Consider the following 15,076-nt stretch of genomic DNA (forward strand, 5'->3'; position numbering starts at 1 on the left):
CGCCAGGGTCGGGGTTCCTCGCTCACGGCTACTGCCCGCGCACCAGCGACAGGACGCGGTCGCGGATGCGTTCCATTGTGTCGAGGTCTACAGCCTCGGCGTTCAACCGAAGGAACGGCTCGGTGTTGGACGGGCGCAGGTTGAACCAGTAGCTGCCGTCGTTAGCCGTGAAGGTGCTGCCATCCATGGTGTCGATGGTGAGGTCTTCGGAGGCGAAATCCTGGCGGACACGCTCGATGGCCGCGGCCTTGTCCTCAACTTCCGAGTTCAGTTCGCCGGAGGAGACATAGGGCTCGTATTCGCGGCCAAGGTCGGACAGCGGGCCGTCCTGCTCGCCCAGCGCTGCCAGCACGTGCATCGCCGCAAGCATGCCGGTGTCCGCATTCCAGAAGTCGCGGAAGTAGAAGTGTGCCGAATGCTCGCCGCCGAACACGGCACCTTCCTCGGCCATGACTGCCTTGATGAAGGAGTGGCCCACCCGCGTGCGGACTGCCCTGCCGCCGTCGTGCTCCACCAGTTCTGACACCGCACGGGAGGTCAGCAGATTGTGGATGATGGTGGGGGTTTCCTCGCCCAGTGCCTTGGCGCGGGCGATTTCCCGGCGGGCCACCATGCCGGTAATGGCCGACGGCGACACAGGATTCCCGTTCTCGTCAATCACAAAGCAGCGGTCGGCGTCGCCGTCGAAAGCCAGTCCGATGTCCGCACCGTGTTCGATGACTGCAGCCTGCAGGTCGCGGAGGTTCTCCGGCTCCAGCGGGTTGGCCGGGTGGTTGGGGAAGGATCCGTCCAGCTCAAAGTAGAGCGGGATTATCTGGAACGGCAGCTTGGGCAGCAGGGTGTCGCCCAGGACTGCGGGCGTGGTGAGGCCGGCCATGCCGTTGCCGGCGTCGACAACGATCTTCAGCGGGCGGGACCCGGAGAGGTCAACCAGCGTGCGGAGGTATTCGGCGTAGTCTTTCAGGACGTCCTGGACGCCGATCAGGCCGCGGGTTTCAGCTTCCGGGATGGCACCGCTGTTAAGGTATTCCTCGGCGAGGGCCTGGATTTCATTGAGGCCGGACTCGGAGGAGATGGGCTGGGCGCCGGCCTTGGACATTTTGATGCCGTTATAGGCTGCAGGGTTATGGCTGGCCGTGAACGTGGCACCGGCCGCGTTGAGCGAGCCGCAGGCGAAGTAGAGCTCATCCGTGGAGATCAGGCCCAGCAGCTGGACATTGGCCCCGCGGGTGGCCGCACCGTTGGCGAAGGCCTTGCTGAACTCCGGGGAGGACGGGCGCATGTCGCCGCCTACCAGGACGGTCTGCCCTTCAAGCTGCAGGACGTCAACAAAGGCAGCGCCAACTGCTTCGACGATTTCCGCGGTAATGGAATCGCCCACGATCCCACGAACGTCATAGGCCTTGAAGGAGGCCGAAAGATCAAAGGTCTTGGTCTGGTCGCTAGTCACGGCTCCTATCTTACGGTGGCACTGATGTGGCGTTATCCATGTGGCTTTATCCACATAGTGCCGCCCCGGGGTGTGGGTGTCAGCGGTGGCTGGGATACTGAATCAATGGCCACTAACCAGAACACTTTGCCGCAGGATCCCGCTAACAACCAGTCCGCTGGAACCTCTGCTGTAGCCGTGGATGATGGCAGTGGAACCAGGGGCCAGGCGCTGGCAGTGCTCCACGAGCTCGTGGGGAACCCGTCCGCGGACTTCCATGACGGCCAGTATGAGGCCATCGAGGCACTGGTCGACGGCGGCCGGCGGGCTTTGGTGGTGCAGCGCACCGGCTGGGGAAAGTCGGCTGTTTATTTCGTCGCCTCGCTGCTTTTGCGGCGTCGCGGAGCCGGTCCCACGCTGATTGTGTCGCCTTTGCTTGCGCTGATGCGGGACCAGGTTGCAGCTGCTGCCCGCGCCGGTGTGCGTGCCGTGGCCATCAACTCCGCCAACCAGCTTGAGTGGGACTCGGTGCGCCAGCAGCTGGCCGAGGACCAGGTGGACGTGTTGCTGGTCTCGCCAGAGCGGCTTACCAATCCATCCTTCCGCGAAAACCAACTGCCGGAGCTGATCCGGCGCACCGGTCTGCTGGTGATTGATGAGGCTCACTGCATTTCCGACTGGGGCCACGATTTCCGCCCGGACTACCGCCGCATCTCGGACCTCATCGCCGGCCTCCCCGAGACTGTCCCGGTGCTGGCCACTACAGCAACGGCAAATTCGCGGGTAGTCCATGACATCGAAGAGCAGCTCGGGAAGGACGTGCTGACCATCCGTGGCGCGCTGGGCAGGGATTCGCTGCGCCTGGGGGTGCTGACCCTGCCGGATTCGCGGCAGCGCCTTGGCTGGCTCCTGACACATCTGGGCGATCTTCCGGGCAGCGGCATCATCTACACCCTGACCGTTTCGGCGGCAGAAGATACCGCCAGGCTCCTGGCGGACGCGGGCCACAAGGTGCTGTCCTACACGGGCCGCACTGATCCCGCTGACCGGGAACGCGCCGAGCAGCTGCTGAAGGACAACCAGGTTAAGGCGCTGGTGGCCACGTCCGCATTGGGCATGGGCTTCGATAAGCCGGACCTCGGTTTTGTAGTGCACCTTGGCGCGCCCTCGTCGCCGGTTGCCTACTATCAGCAGGTTGGCCGCGCCGGACGTGGGGCCGCTAACGCTGATGTCCTGCTGCTGCCGGGTTCCGAGGACCGCGATATCTGGCAGTACTTCGCCACCGCATCTATGCCTTCCGAGGACAAAGCCAACGCCGTCCTGGGCGCCCTCGCCGAGGCTGGTACCGCCGTCTCAACAGTGGCGCTGGAGGCCAGGGTGGACCTGCGCCGCACCCCGCTGGAGCTGCTGCTGAAAGTGCTGTCCGTGGACGGCGCGGTGGAGCGGGTGGGTGGCGGTTGGCGGTCCACCGGGCAGCCGTGGGTTTACGACGCCGAGCGCTACCGCCGGATTGCGGAGGCCCGGGTGGACGAGCAGGACTCCATGGTGATTTACCAGGACACCGCCGGTTGCCGGATGGAGTACATCACTTCGGTCCTCGATGATGAAACAGCGCACCCTTGCGGCAAATGCGACAACTGTGCCGGGACCTGGTTCTCTACCGACATCGCTGCGCAGGCCAGTGAGGCCGCCGGCGAAAAATTGCGTCAGGCCGGTGGAGCGCTGGAGCCCCGTCTGCAGTGGCCCAGCGGCATGGACCGGCTGGGTGTGCCGGTCAAGGGCAAAATCAAGCTGGAAGAACAGCTGGCCGAGGGCCGGTACCTGGCCAGGCTGACGGATCTGGGCTGGGGCGGAGCCTTGCGTGAGCTGTTCGCTGCCGGAGCTCCGGACCGTCCTCTGGATCCTGCCATGCTGCAGGCCTGCGTACAGGTATTGCGGGAATGGGGCGGGGGAGATTCACGGAACCCGGGCTGGAGCGGAGCCGGCAGGCCAGCAGCCATAGTCAGCATGCCGTCCCGGAGTAAGCCGCAACTGGTGGAATCACTGGCCCGGGGTATCTCCGAAATCGGCCGGATTCCCTACGCGGGCCAGCTGGAGTCCGCCCACGGTGGACCCACCGGAAGCCGGGGAGGCAACAGCGCTTACCGCCTGGCCGGGGTTTGGGACAGGCTGGTGGTAGGGGAGGAACTCGCAGCGGGCCTGGCCTCCGCACAGGGCTCAACGGTCCTGCTTATCGACGACCTCGTGGACAGCCGCTGGTCCATCACGGTCGCCGGCCGGGCCCTCAGACAGGCCGGCGCCGGAGCGGTGCTGCCGCTGGTGCTGGCTCAGGCGGGGTAGCGGACTATCCTCAGGCCTTGTTGCCTCAAACCTTGTTGGCGGGAGATTTCTTTCGGCTGCCTGCTCCTCGGCTGATCTCCGCGCCGGCCTGGCGCTGCAGGGTCAGGCTGTCTATGGTGCTGAACAGCATCAGTGCCGCCATGACGAAGAAGGCTCCGCGGAAGGCGCTGGCCGGATAACTGCCGTCAGCTCCGCCTGGAATGCTGCCACTGAGGGCGTCGGCCAGCGGGCCGGCCGGGCCGTCCGGGCTGAACAGCCGGATGAGCAGGGCGCCGACGGCGATGCCCGCGCCGGCTGCGAGCTGGGCCAGCGTGGCGGACACAACGTTGGCGGAGGTCAGCTGCGCGGGCGAGATGTCCGCGTACTGGAAGGACATGTAGGCGGAGAAGCCAATGGAACGGAAGGCGCCGCTGGCCACCAGCAGGGCGATGATCAGTGGTTCGGGAGTGTCCGCCCGGATGAACCCGCACATCACAAATGTTGCGGCCGAGGCCAATGACGCGAATACCAGCACCGGTTTGAATCCAAACCTCCGGATGATGGGCGTGGTGGCCGGTTTAATGCCGATGTTGCCAACGAACACCGCGGCCACCAGCCAACCCGCATGCAAAGGGGTCCAACCGAAGCCCGCCTGGAACAGCAGTGGCAGCAGGAACGGGATGGAGCTGATGGTCAGCCGGTAGATGAAGCCGCCGGTGGCCATCGCCCGGAATGCCCGGGCACGGAACACGCCCAGATTGAACAAGGGGTGGCTGCAGCGTCGCATCCACAAGACGGCAAGCGTGAGGCAGAGGACCCCGGACGCCACTGCGAGGGAGGGCCAGGGACCGTCCGGGTGCGAGGCCGCCAGTTCCATGCCGGCCACGAGGGACCCCACCCCTGCAGTGGTAAGCACCAGCCCCAACCAGTCCAGTCGCCGTCGCGAATCTCCCGGTGTCCCGGGAACCAGGCGGAGCGCGGCGAAGAACGCGGCCACACCCAGCGGGAGGTTGATGAGGAAGATCCAGTGCCAGGACAGGTAGGTGGTGAGGGCGCCGCCCACCAGCGGGGCCAGAACGGGAGCCAGCAGCCCGGGCCAGACCAGGAACGCGGTGGCGCGCAACAGGTCTGCCTTGGGTGTTCCCCGCAGGACCACCAGCGTCCCTACAGGCACCATCATGGCGCCACCCAGGCCCTGCAGGATCCGGCTCAGCGTCAGCATGGTGAGGTCGGCGCTGACGGCGCACAACAGGGAGGCCACCGTGAACAGCGCGATGGCCAGGCAGAAGACCCTCCTGGCGCCCAGCCGCTCGGCCAGCCAGCCGCTGAACGGGATACCCATGGCGACGGTCATCAGGTAGCCGGTCATGGTGATGTTGACGTCGGCGGCTGGAATGTTGAAGTCGGACGCGATACTGGGAATGGCGGTGACCAGTATGGTGCCGTCGAGGAACTCCATGAAAAAGGTGGCCGCCACCAGGAGGGCCAGCCGCGGACTCCACACGTGCAGATCGTCCATGTGCGGACTGCCCGGACTGCCTGGGTTGCTTTGGGTGCTGGCCATTGAACCATCCTGCCACCGGCGGCGGCTCCCACGGGCGTCTGTGACCCGCAAAAGCGTTGCTCCCTACCCCGCTTTCGCGGATTCGTGGCGCTTCTGCCCGCGATACAGGGAAGCAGCCTTGCAAACCAGAACACCCCCGGTCCAGGGACCGGGGGTGTTCGTTGGCGGAGACGGGGGGATTTGAACCCCCGGTGGAGTTTTGCCCCACACTTCATTAGCAGTGAAGCCCATTCGGCCGCTCTGGCACGTCTCCAATTGCTGTTCCCAGCCCACCAAGAATACGCAGAACGTGGCAGGCAGCGCAAAACGAACCGTTAGGCGCTTTCAGGAGTCGGTCAGCAATCAGCCTTTGACGACGGTGATCTCGTTGGGGACGCCGGGCAGTTCTTCGGATGTGGTGACCTTGCCGGTGGCGAGATTCAGGGCGTGGAGCAACTTCTTGGTCGGCTCTGTGATGTAAGCGGTACCGTCAAGGACTGACAGGGCCGGGTGCGGGTCCTGCCACTTGGCCGGTCCTTCCCAGGCGCCGATGACGGGCACGGAGCCGGTAATGTCACCGGTTGCCGCGTCAAGGGTGTGCAGCGAGCCGTCGGTGCCCAGCAGCAGGATCTCACCGGCGGGTCCGCGGGCAACATCCCGCCACGTGTATTCGATCCCGTTCGGCAGTTCAATGACCTTCATGGTTTTGGTTTTGGTGTCGATGAGGGCCAGTTCGTGGAGGAGTGAGCCTTCCGAATCGGGATCGGAGTTGTAGTCGCCCACGGCCAGGGTGCTGTCCTCGGTGACATAGGCGTTGCCCATCCGGCCGTACTCGTCCGGTGCGGTGATCTTGGTGATGGTCCCGGCGTCGTAGACCAGAACGCCGTTGCTGCAGCCAAACAGCACTACCTCGTTGGCCGCAGTGCCTTCACCGTGGATGGACGGGCATTCGTCGTTCCGGGCGATTTCCTTGCGGTCCGCATCCAGCACGCGGATTCCGGAACGGCTTTGGGAGTTGCCCACTGTGGTCAGCAGCGTGTTGTCCTCCAGCACGATCGAGACGCCGTGATGGGCCTCGTCACCGGGGATGACTTCGGTCTTAGGCAGGCTGGTGCTGGAGTTCAGGAGGTCGTCGGTCTCGAAGATCGTGGTGTCACTGGTGCCGTCCGCGTAAAGGATGGTCTTGCCGCCGTGCCGCACAACGTGGCCGGCTTTCTCTGCCTTGAAAATGAGGTCGGTCAGCTTCGGTGTGGCCATATCCAGGACCTGGAAGCCCGCGGTGGTGGTGACCATGGCGTGGCGGCCGTCGCCGGCGGAATTGAGGCGGTTGAAGCCTTCGAGGGGCAGGTCCCCGTCGAGCTTCAGCGATTCTCCGTCCAGGACGGCGATTCCGCCGTCGTACGTAAGTGCCACCCGGGGGCCCGTGGCGGCCGGGGTGGTGGCGGCGTCGGAAGTATCTGCCGCCGGAACTGCAGGGGATCCGCAGGCTGAGATCAACAGTACGGAGGCGGAGACAGCGGCAGCCAGGCCCAGGCGCCGGAAGCTGGGGCGCTTGGGGCTGAGTGGAAGTGATGGAGCGTGCTTCATGGATTCCTTCTGGTTGGGGCCGCTCATGGCGAGAGGCCTGTGGCGATGCGATCCGTGTTGGTGCGCATCATGGTGAGGTACGACTCAGCGCCCTCACCGGGGGCTGTGAGTGATTCGGTAAAAAGTTCGACGACGGCGATGTCCAGGTTTGCCCCGTCCGCCAGGGCCTGGACCAGACGGTCAGGCTGGGACGCTTCGGCGAAGATCGTGGACACCTTGGCTTCCTCGATGGCACTGACCAGGTCCCTTAGGTCCGAGGCGCTGGGGGAGGCCAACGTCGTTCCGCCGGGGATGACCGCTCCAATGATCCGGAAGTCGAAGCGGCTGGCGAGGTAGCCGAACACGTGGTGATTGGTGACCAGGTTCCGTTGCTCCACCGGGATGGCGGCGAAGGACGAGGTCATGTATTCGTCCAGCTCCGCCAACTCACCGCGGTATGTGTCTGCGCTGGCGGTGAGCGCGGCCGCGTCGATGCCGCTGAGGCCAGCCACGCGCGTTTCCAGTGCATCAACCACTTCCACCACCTTCTGCGGGTCCGTCCAGAAGTGCGGATCAGCAGCGCCGCCTGCGTTCCCGGCGCCGTTGTCTTCGCTGTAGTCCTGGGCCTCGATGACGTCACCGGCAACAAAGATCGGCACGTCATCGGCCTGGGCACTGTCGACGTGCTGCTGGAGCCCTTCCTCCAGGCCCAGGCCGTTGGTGACGATCAGGTCTGCCGAGCGCATCATCGCCGCCTCCTGAGCGGAGATCGCGAACGAGTGCGGGTCCGCGTTGGGCTGCATCAGGGTCACCACCTCGGCCTGGCCGGCAACTAGGTTGTGCACCACGTCACCCAGGATGTTCGTGGTCACCACAATGACGGGCCGGTCGGACTCCTGCTGTGAGCAGCCGGCGGCCGCGATGGCGGTCATCGCCGTAGCAACAAGTACGACGGCGGCACGCCCCAGGGCGAAAGGCTTGCCTCGCGTGCGGGGCTGGCTTTTTAGGAATCGGCGCATTCGGAGCTTCACCGGGCTACCGTCCCGTCACTGCGAGGAACGCGGGGACGGCAGGGGTGTCGAACGTGCGGGCGAGACGGCCGCCGTCGGCGAAGTCAATCTCGTACAGCTTCCGTTCGGCGGGGGCGTTGAGGTAGGCCCGTTGCTGATCGGCTATGAGTTCCACGCCGGGCAGCCGGCCAGGATCGGCGAGGGTCTCCGGAAGCAGCGGTTCCGTAACCGCGAGGGTGGCTCCGGTTTCGGCCGACAGCACCAGTACCTTGCCCTCGGCGGACAGCGCCACCACGTGGCCATCCTTGTCATCGACGGCGGAAACCTGCAGCAGCGGCACCTCGGTTTTCAGCAGCTGCCACGACCGTTTACGGGTATCCAGAAGCCAGACGCCCTCGGCCCCGGCAACGGCGGCGACGGTGGGCCGGCTCTCGCGTGCCCGGAACTGTATGGCCCTGGACTCCGAAGCGCTCCCGGCGGTTGCACCGTCCGGATACGGGATGTGTTCAAGGTCAACGGCGCCGTCCTTGACGGTTGCAAGGAGTGCTCCGTCAGCACAGCCGATCACCGCGCCAACAGACGTGATGATGGTTCCGCGCGCATCAGCACACGGCGCCCCGGCCCCATCCACCAAGGCGCCGCTGGCATCGTGGACCTGAACGCGGCCGGCGGTGCCATCGGCACCCGGCGCGGTAGCCAAAGCGAAGGTGCCCAGCGGCGTGACCAGGCCTTCATGGGGCTCGCCGGCCAGTTCAGTGGCCCGGCCTATTTCGCCCTTGGCAAGGGAGTCGTTGTCCAGCAGCAGGCCTTCACCGGTTTTCGGAAAGAAGACGCCGGTCCTGGCGGATCCGGGTGTGATGACCGCCGCGCCCTTGCCTTCCACGGTCCCCACCAGCCTGGGGGAGGAACGGTAGTAGTGGAAATGGTCCTCGTGGTCCCAGGTCCAGGTGCCGCTGTCCAGGATGGTGACGGTGCCCTGCTCCGTGGAGGAGGCGAAGATGTACCGGCCGTCGGTGGTGACGGCATCCGCATCGGGCAGGGAACCGACTTCCCTGGTGGATTCGTCAGCAAGGTCGAGCATGCTGGCCGCGCCCTCCGGATCAAGAGTGAGCAGATGCAGCTGAGGTTCGGCCACTTCGCTGGCCCCCGCGATGGTGCCGTGCCCGTCTCCGGTGGTGCCGGCGTCGGAGGTTTCAGTGCTGGACGGTCCGGCGTTGGGGGAGCCGGCCCCCGCCGGCGCGGAACATGCGGCGAGGGTCAGAGCCAGGAAGGCGACGGAAAGACTGAGGGTTTTACGCGTTTGCACGAACTGCTTTCTGGGTTGTGGATTCTGTCCGCCGAAGCGGTTGGGTCGCGGCCCGGACCAGGCTGGACAGCGCTGCCGAGGTGACGGCGGTCAAGGCGATGGACGCTCCTGCAGCCGTGCCGAAGTACCAGGAAATGAGGAGGCCGGTCAGGATGGAGGCAGCACCGAAGAGCGCGGCCAGCCCCATGGTGGCGGGGATTCGGCGGGTCCAGGCAGCGGCGGCAACCGCCGGGGCCAGCAGGAGGCCGAGCACCAGGAGTGCCCCCACGGCCTGGTAGGAACTGACGACGGCGAGTGTCACCAGCCCCACCAGCAGCACCTGGGCGAGCCGGGGCCTTAGCCCCATCACCTGCGCAACCCGCGCATCGAAGGCCAGGGCCACAAAGGACCTGTGGAACATGGCGGCTATGAGCAGGGTGGCCGGCAGTGCCCAGCCGAGCAGGAGGAGTTCGCCACTTCCGATTGCCAGGATGTCGCCGAAAAGGATGGCTGTGGCATCGGTGGCGAAGCTGCGCGAGTGCGAAATGATGATCACGCCCACGGCCAGCATGCCGACGAAGAACAGGCCGATGCCGGTGTCGTGGGACAGCCGGCCGCGGCGGGCCAGCAAGCTCACGCCCAGGCTCATCACGATGGCGCTTCCTGCCGCCCCCAACACGACAGGAAGGCCTGTCATGGTTGCCAGGGCCACGCCGGGCAACATGCCATGAGCCATTGCTTCGCCCAGGAAGGCCATTCCGCGGATGACGACCCAGGTCCCCACGACGGCACAGATACCGGCACACAGGACGCCACCGACGAGGGCATTGAGCATGAAACCCGAGGAGAAGGGTTCGAGGAGGAAGGTCACAATGGACCATCCTAGACATTAATGAGAGTCATTCTCAAATGCTAGGATCATGGCATGCTTCTTCTTTCACGTTCGGGACCAGCCCCTGCCAGCGGGAAGGGCGATGCCCTGGCTAATGGCCGGGTGCCGGATGATCGGGTGCCCAGTGACCTGGTGCTCGACGACGTGTGGCTGGACCACCAGGGCGTGGACGCGCTCTGTGGCGTGTCACTGCGCGTGGAGGCCAACACCATTACGGCCGTGGCCGGTCCCAACGGCTCCGGAAAGTCCACCCTGCTGGATGTGATGGCCGGACTGCTGCGCCCGCGGCACGGATTCGTGGACCTTCCAAAAGGTGGCACTACCGCCCTGGTAGTGCAGCGCAGCGCAGTCTCTGACAGGATGCCGCTCACCGTCCGGGACGTCGTCACCATGGGCCGCTGGACGCATGTCGGACTGTGGCGGCTGCTGCGTGCCGAAGACCGGCAGATCATCGACGAGTGCATTGATCGCGTTGGCCTTGCCGGCTACGGGCACCGGCCGCTGCATACCCTCTCCGGCGGGCAGCGGCAGCGCACTTTCCTTGGCCAGGGGCTGGCGCAGCAGGCGGACCTCCTCCTGCTCGATGAACCCACGGCAGGGCTCGACGCCGAGTCACAGGAGAGGATCGCGGCCATCCTCCTCGCCGAAAAGGACAGGGGCGCCACGATCGTCTGCGTCTCCCACGATGAGGCGGCCCTGGGACAGGCCGACTCCGTAATCAGACTGGATGCCGGGCGGCTGGTTACCGTGTGAGCCCGGGGCGGCCTACGGGCGGCCGGCCAGCGTCCGCCACAGGAAGTGCTGGCTCCTGGCTTGGAGTGCGGCGGCCTGCCGATTGTCTGAAGCGCCGGCATGTCCGCCTTCCAGGGCCTCGTGGAACCAGACATTCGGAATGCCCATCGCCTGCATGCGGGCAGCCATCTTCCGGGCCTGCACCGGGCCGACGCGGTCGTCAGAAGTAGCCGCCCAAATAAACGTTTCCGGGTACTCCACGCCGTCCTTGAGCAGGTGGTACGGCGAGAACGTGCGGATGAACTCCCACTGCTCTGCCACATCCGGATCGCCATACTCGGCCATCCAGGAGAACCCGGCGGAAAGCTTGGTGTAGCGGCGCATGTCCAGCAGCGGCACACCGCAGGAGACGGCGCCGAAAAGCTCCGGGTACTGCGTGAGCATGTTGCCCACCAGCAGGCCGCCGTTGGAGCCGCCCACACAACCTAGCCGCTGAGGCGAAGTGACGCCGCGCCGGATCAGGTCCCGGGCCACCGCTGCGAAATCTTCGTAAGCGCGGGGACGCTTCTCCTGCAGCGCGGCGCGGTGCCAGGACGGCCCGTATTCGCCGCCGCCGCGGATGTTGGCAACGACATATACCCCGCCCCGGGAGTGGTGGGCCGGTTGTTCTGCGGCAGTGCTCCCGACTTCAACAGGTTCGGTGCGGCGCTCCAGCCAGGCCCGGCCGATGGCGCCGCTGTAGGCGGGCGTGCGCGAGATCTCGAAGCCGCCGTAGCCGGAGAGTTGGGTGGGGTTCTGGCCGTCCAGCACCAGGTCCCGTGATGCCACCTGGAAGTACGGCACCCGGGTGCCGTCCGCGGAGACGGCGAAGTGTTGCTGGACCTCATAATCGGCTTCATTGAAGAACGACGGCGAAGTTTTCACCACCGCATGGCTGCTGCTCACGCCTGAACCGGAACTGATTGAACCAGAAAGCGTGCCCCGCATCAGCGTGCTGGGCGTGGTGAAACCGGTAGCCACCAGCCAGAAGTCGTCTCCCGCGCCGCTCTCATCCTCATCGTCCACGGCATAAGCGTTGACGTCGTGCAGGGGAGGGCAGGCATCCAGCAGCGATGATGCCCAGCCGGCAGCTGGGTCCAGGACCCGGATTTCGGAGGAGACATCGCGGAGCAGGTTCAGCAGCAGGTAGCTCCGGGTCCAGCTCCAGGACTGCAGCGAGGTAGCCGCATCGGGGGTGAACAGCACGGTCAGTTCGCGGCTGCCCGCCAGATACTGCTCGAAGTCGGCGCCCAGCAGTGAACCGGCTGGATACGTCACAGGCCCCACTGCCCAGTCACCCTGGGGGCGGAAGAGCAGCCAGTCCCGGTGGGCGCTGACATCCACATCTGTGGGGACGTCGATGCCAACCCACTCCTCGCCACGCAGCACGGCAGTGGTGCGGTTGAAGAAGTCGAGGCAGTCCACCGCGAAGGTCCGCTCAAAGCCGGGCGTGGAGTCGTGGGCCACCATCCCCACCATGTGGTCCTCGGGTACCTCGAAGATCCGCGGTGCGGTAGCCAAGGCCTCGCCGCGGGCCAGCGTCACAGTAGTCCGGGCATAGGAGGACGTAGTACTGGGCAGTCCCCCAGCCGTGGTGGAAACCAGCAGCGTGTCCGCGTCCAGCCAGGAGATGTTGCCCTTGGCGGTGGGGATGTCGAAGCCGCCGGCCTCGGGATCTACAAAGCTGCGGGTGACGACGTCGAACTCGCGGTAGCGGTGGGCGTCACCGCCGTCGGGCGAGAGGGCCAGCATCGCGTTCCGGTGGGGTGCGTCGCCGGCAGGCTGAAGGAACGTGGCCCCGTGGAAAACCCATTCAACGCCCTCGGCGGCGGCCAGGGCATCAACGTCGAGCAGTACATCCCATTCGGGCTCATCGGTGACGTAACTGTCCCAGCTGGTACGGCGCCACAGGCCCTTGGGGTGCTCGCGGTCCTTCCAGAAGTTGTAGTAGTGATCACCGCGCTTGCCTACCATAGCGATCCGGTCCGTGGAGTCCAGGACCGCCAGGATCTCGCTTTCCAGCCCTGCGTAATCGGCGTCTTCCAGCAGTTCCTCGGTGCGGGCATTCTGCTCGCGGACCCAGGCCAGCGGTTCCTCGCCGTAGATTTCCTCCAGCCAGATATTCTCGTCGAGGGGCTCAGGGGCCGTCACGGGGGATGTCCCCTGACCAGCGGGTGTGGAATGCGCGGCAGTGGTGGTCATGCTCCATCAGAACAACACTTTCGAGCCAAGAGCAAGTCAAGCCCGGTCCGCCGGGCGGATACGCTGGTAGCCGTGGAAAATTCGCAGAGCATCAGGACGGCCGTCATCGGGGCGGGTCCCCGTGGCACCAGCGTCCTGGAGCGGCTGCTGGCCAACCGCGCGGCTCAAGTCGCTGCGCTGCCTGCTGCTGCCGGCGTCGGCGGGTTCCTGCCAAAGTTGCACATCGACGTCGTGGATCCCTACCCCGCAGGTCCCGGCCACGTCTGGCAACCGGAGCAATCGCGGCTGTTCCTCATGAACACGCAGTCGTTCTACCCCACGCTCATCCCGGAGGATCCGGAGCTTGCGGCACCGGTGGCGGGCACCACCTTTGACCGCTGGCGGGCAGCCGTGAAGGACAACCCTGAAGCGGAGCCTTCGCTCATCGCCGCCGAACGCGAGGAACTCGCGGCCCTCGAATCCACCGATTTTCCCAGCCGGGCACTGTACGGCCGCTACCTGCAGCGCACCCTCGAGGATCTGCTCAAGAACGTGCCCGACGGCGTTACGGTTACTTTCCACCGGCAGTCCGCCGTCGCCGTCCGTCCCCGGCAGGACGGGGACTTCGACGTCGAACTCGACGGCGGCGAAACCCTGACCGCCGGTTCCGTGGTCCTCGCCCTGGGCCATGTTGAGTCCCAGCTGAACCCGGAACAGCGTAGCCTGCAGCAGGCAGCAGCAGACATGGGACTGCAGTATTTCCCGCCCGCTGTACCTGCCGACGTCGACTGGTCAGCGGTTCCTGCCGGCGAGCCGCTGCTGGTGCGCGGTATGGGATTGAACTTCTTCGACGCGATGGTCCAGCTGACCATCGGCCGGGGCGGCAAATTTGTGGGCAGCGGCAGCGCCATGGAGTACCGGCCCTCGGGGGACGAACCGCGCATGATTGCGGCCTCCCGCCGCGGCACGCCGTACCGGGCCAAGGCAACGCTGCAGGGCTACTATCCCGAGTCGGTGACGCTGCGCTACCTCACCTCCCAGGCTTTGGAGCGGTTCGCAGTGGCCGGTATCCGCCCCGGCTTCGACCACGATCTCTGGCCGTTGCTGCACCGCGACGCCATCTGGGCCTACTACTCCACGCTGGTGCGTACGCGACAGGCCGCCGTCACCGAGCCGGCAGCCTTCCTGGACGGACTTGCCGAGGCGCTCCGGCCACATGCGCATTCCGTAGCGAAGTGGGAGGACGCTGTGGAAGCTGTGCTGGCTATCCATGTCCCGCCGGTGCACCGCCTGGACCTCCGCGGGCTGGCTGCGCCGCTGGCCGGCCGGCAATTCGCGTCCCGTGCCGAGGTGGACGCTGCGGTCACTGAATATCTGCTGGACGACGCCCTCCGCTCCGCCCGCGGCGAGGACGATCCGGTCAAGATGGCCATCGGCGCGCTTCACCACGGCCGGGCGGTGCTGAAATCAGCAGTAGCCGACGGCGGCATCACCGAAGCTTCCTGGGTATCCGGATTGCGTGGCTGGTTCGAGTCGTTCGTCGAGGGCCTGGCCAGTGGCCCACCGGCCCTTCGCGTGGAACAGTTGGCTGCCCTGGCGCGGGCCGGCGTCGTGAGCTTTGCGGGCCCCGATCCCAAGTTCAGCGTGGACCGGCGCTCCGGCATGTTCCAGGCGTCCTCGCCCTGGGTGGCTGCGCCGCCTGTGCGGGCCCGGACGCTGGTTGAGGCCCTTGCTCCGGCGAACCGGGTTGCGGTCAACGCATCACCGCTGCTGCGGCAACTGCTGGACGACGGGCTGGTCCGCTCGCGGATGCTGATGACCCCTGAAGGGATTCCAGCCCAGTCGAGCGGCATGGACGTGGACCCGCATCCGTACCGTCCGGTGCGCGCGGACGGTTCCGTCACGGATGGGCTGTACGTCCTTGGCCTGCAGCTGTCCGCGAACCAGTGGGGAACGGCCATTGCCGCCGAAGCCATTCCAGCGCACGGGCCGGTTTATCCCAGCGGCCAGCGCACCCTTCGGGATGCGGACGAGATCGCCCGGGCCGTGTTGTCCGGTTCTGCCGGCACCGCGGCTTAAA

The 15,076-nt window shown here is 66.0% G+C and carries 10 protein-coding genes and 1 tRNA gene; 3 read left to right on the forward strand and 8 right to left on the reverse strand.

Annotated features, from left to right (window positions below):
* Window positions 1-28: 28 nt before the first annotated feature.
* Window positions 29-1,450: a phosphomannomutase/phosphoglucomutase gene (locus ACWA13_RS03895; protein WP_463936864.1), complete on the reverse strand. Its 1,422-nt coding sequence runs from the start codon at window positions 1,448-1,450 to the stop codon at window positions 29-31.
* 105 nt (window positions 1,451-1,555) lie between these two features.
* Here ACWA13_RS03895 and ACWA13_RS03900 point away from each other — a divergent pair, with 105 nt between their 5' ends.
* Entirely contained in the window at window positions 1,556-3,769 is a 2,214-nt protein-coding gene (locus ACWA13_RS03900; protein WP_463936865.1) for a RecQ family ATP-dependent DNA helicase, read from the forward strand.
* A 25-nt stretch (window positions 3,770-3,794) separates the two neighbouring features.
* On the opposite strand, the gene ACWA13_RS03905 is transcribed toward ACWA13_RS03900, so the two are convergent.
* From ACWA13_RS03905 to aztB, 6 genes are all read right to left on the reverse strand, one after another.
* Entirely contained in the window at window positions 3,795-5,267 is a 1,473-nt protein-coding gene (locus ACWA13_RS03905) for an MFS transporter (RefSeq protein ID WP_463937817.1), read from the reverse strand.
* Window positions 5,268-5,474: 207 nt separating this feature from the next.
* A tRNA-Ser gene (locus ACWA13_RS03910) sits at window positions 5,475-5,565 on the reverse strand.
* 89 nt (window positions 5,566-5,654) lie between these two features.
* Window positions 5,655-6,905: a zinc metallochaperone AztD gene (gene aztD / locus ACWA13_RS03915; protein ID WP_463936866.1), complete on the reverse strand. Its 1,251-nt coding sequence runs from the start codon at window positions 6,903-6,905 to the stop codon at window positions 5,655-5,657.
* Window positions 6,902-7,876 (reverse strand): zinc ABC transporter substrate-binding protein AztC, encoded by a 975-nt coding sequence (gene aztC / locus ACWA13_RS03920; protein WP_463936867.1) that lies wholly within the window; start codon window positions 7,874-7,876, stop codon window positions 6,902-6,904. Before aztC ends, aztD begins: the two co-directional genes overlap by 4 nt.
* Before the next feature lie 16 nt (window positions 7,877-7,892).
* Window positions 7,893-9,173, reverse strand: coding sequence for a cytochrome D1 domain-containing protein (locus ACWA13_RS03925; RefSeq protein ID WP_463936868.1), 1,281 nt, complete (start codon window positions 9,171-9,173; stop codon window positions 7,893-7,895).
* Complete coding sequence (gene aztB, locus ACWA13_RS03930) at window positions 9,160-10,023, reverse strand: zinc ABC transporter permease AztB (RefSeq protein ID WP_463936869.1); 864 nt, start codon at window positions 10,021-10,023, stop codon at window positions 9,160-9,162. The genes ACWA13_RS03925 and aztB overlap by 14 nt, the downstream gene beginning before the upstream one ends.
* 54 nt (window positions 10,024-10,077) lie before the next feature.
* Between aztB and aztA the strand changes: the two genes are divergently transcribed.
* Window positions 10,078-10,797: a zinc ABC transporter ATP-binding protein AztA gene (aztA, locus tag ACWA13_RS03935; protein WP_463936870.1), complete on the forward strand. Its 720-nt coding sequence runs from the start codon at window positions 10,078-10,080 to the stop codon at window positions 10,795-10,797.
* Between the two features lie 12 nt (window positions 10,798-10,809).
* On the opposite strand, the gene ACWA13_RS03940 is transcribed toward aztA, so the two are convergent.
* On the reverse strand, window positions 10,810-13,017 hold the full coding sequence (locus ACWA13_RS03940) for a prolyl oligopeptidase family serine peptidase (RefSeq protein ID WP_463936871.1): 2,208 nt from the start codon (window positions 13,015-13,017) through the stop codon (window positions 10,810-10,812).
* Between the two features lie 72 nt (window positions 13,018-13,089).
* Here ACWA13_RS03940 and ACWA13_RS03945 point away from each other — a divergent pair, with 72 nt between their 5' ends.
* Window positions 13,090-15,075, forward strand: coding sequence for an FAD/NAD(P)-binding protein (locus tag ACWA13_RS03945; protein ID WP_463936872.1), 1,986 nt, complete (start codon window positions 13,090-13,092; stop codon window positions 15,073-15,075).
* Window position 15,076 lies beyond the last annotated feature (1 nt).

The organism is Pseudarthrobacter sp. TRD_SC_9 (assembly GCF_055361265.1).

What these genes read in the sequence shown, in the direction of transcription:
- ACWA13_RS03900 (WP_463936865.1), top strand. Translation starts at nt 1,556, where the DNA reads ATGGCCACTAACCAGAACACTTTGCCGCAGGATCCCGCTAACAACCAG.
- ACWA13_RS03905 (WP_463937817.1), bottom strand. Translation starts at nt 5,267, where the DNA reads ATGGACGATCTGCACGTGTGGAGTCCGCGGCTGGCCCTCCTGGTGGCG.
- aztD (WP_463936866.1), bottom strand. Translation starts at nt 6,905, where the DNA reads ATGAGCGGCCCCAACCAGAAGGAATCCATGAAGCACGCTCCATCACTT.
- aztC (WP_463936867.1), bottom strand. Translation starts at nt 7,876, where the DNA reads ATGCGCCGATTCCTAAAAAGCCAGCCCCGCACGCGAGGCAAGCCTTTC.
- aztA (WP_463936870.1), top strand. Translation starts at nt 10,078, where the DNA reads ATGCTTCTTCTTTCACGTTCGGGACCAGCCCCTGCCAGCGGGAAGGGC.
- ACWA13_RS03940 (WP_463936871.1), bottom strand. Translation starts at nt 13,017, where the DNA reads ATGACCACCACTGCCGCGCATTCCACACCCGCTGGTCAGGGGACATCC.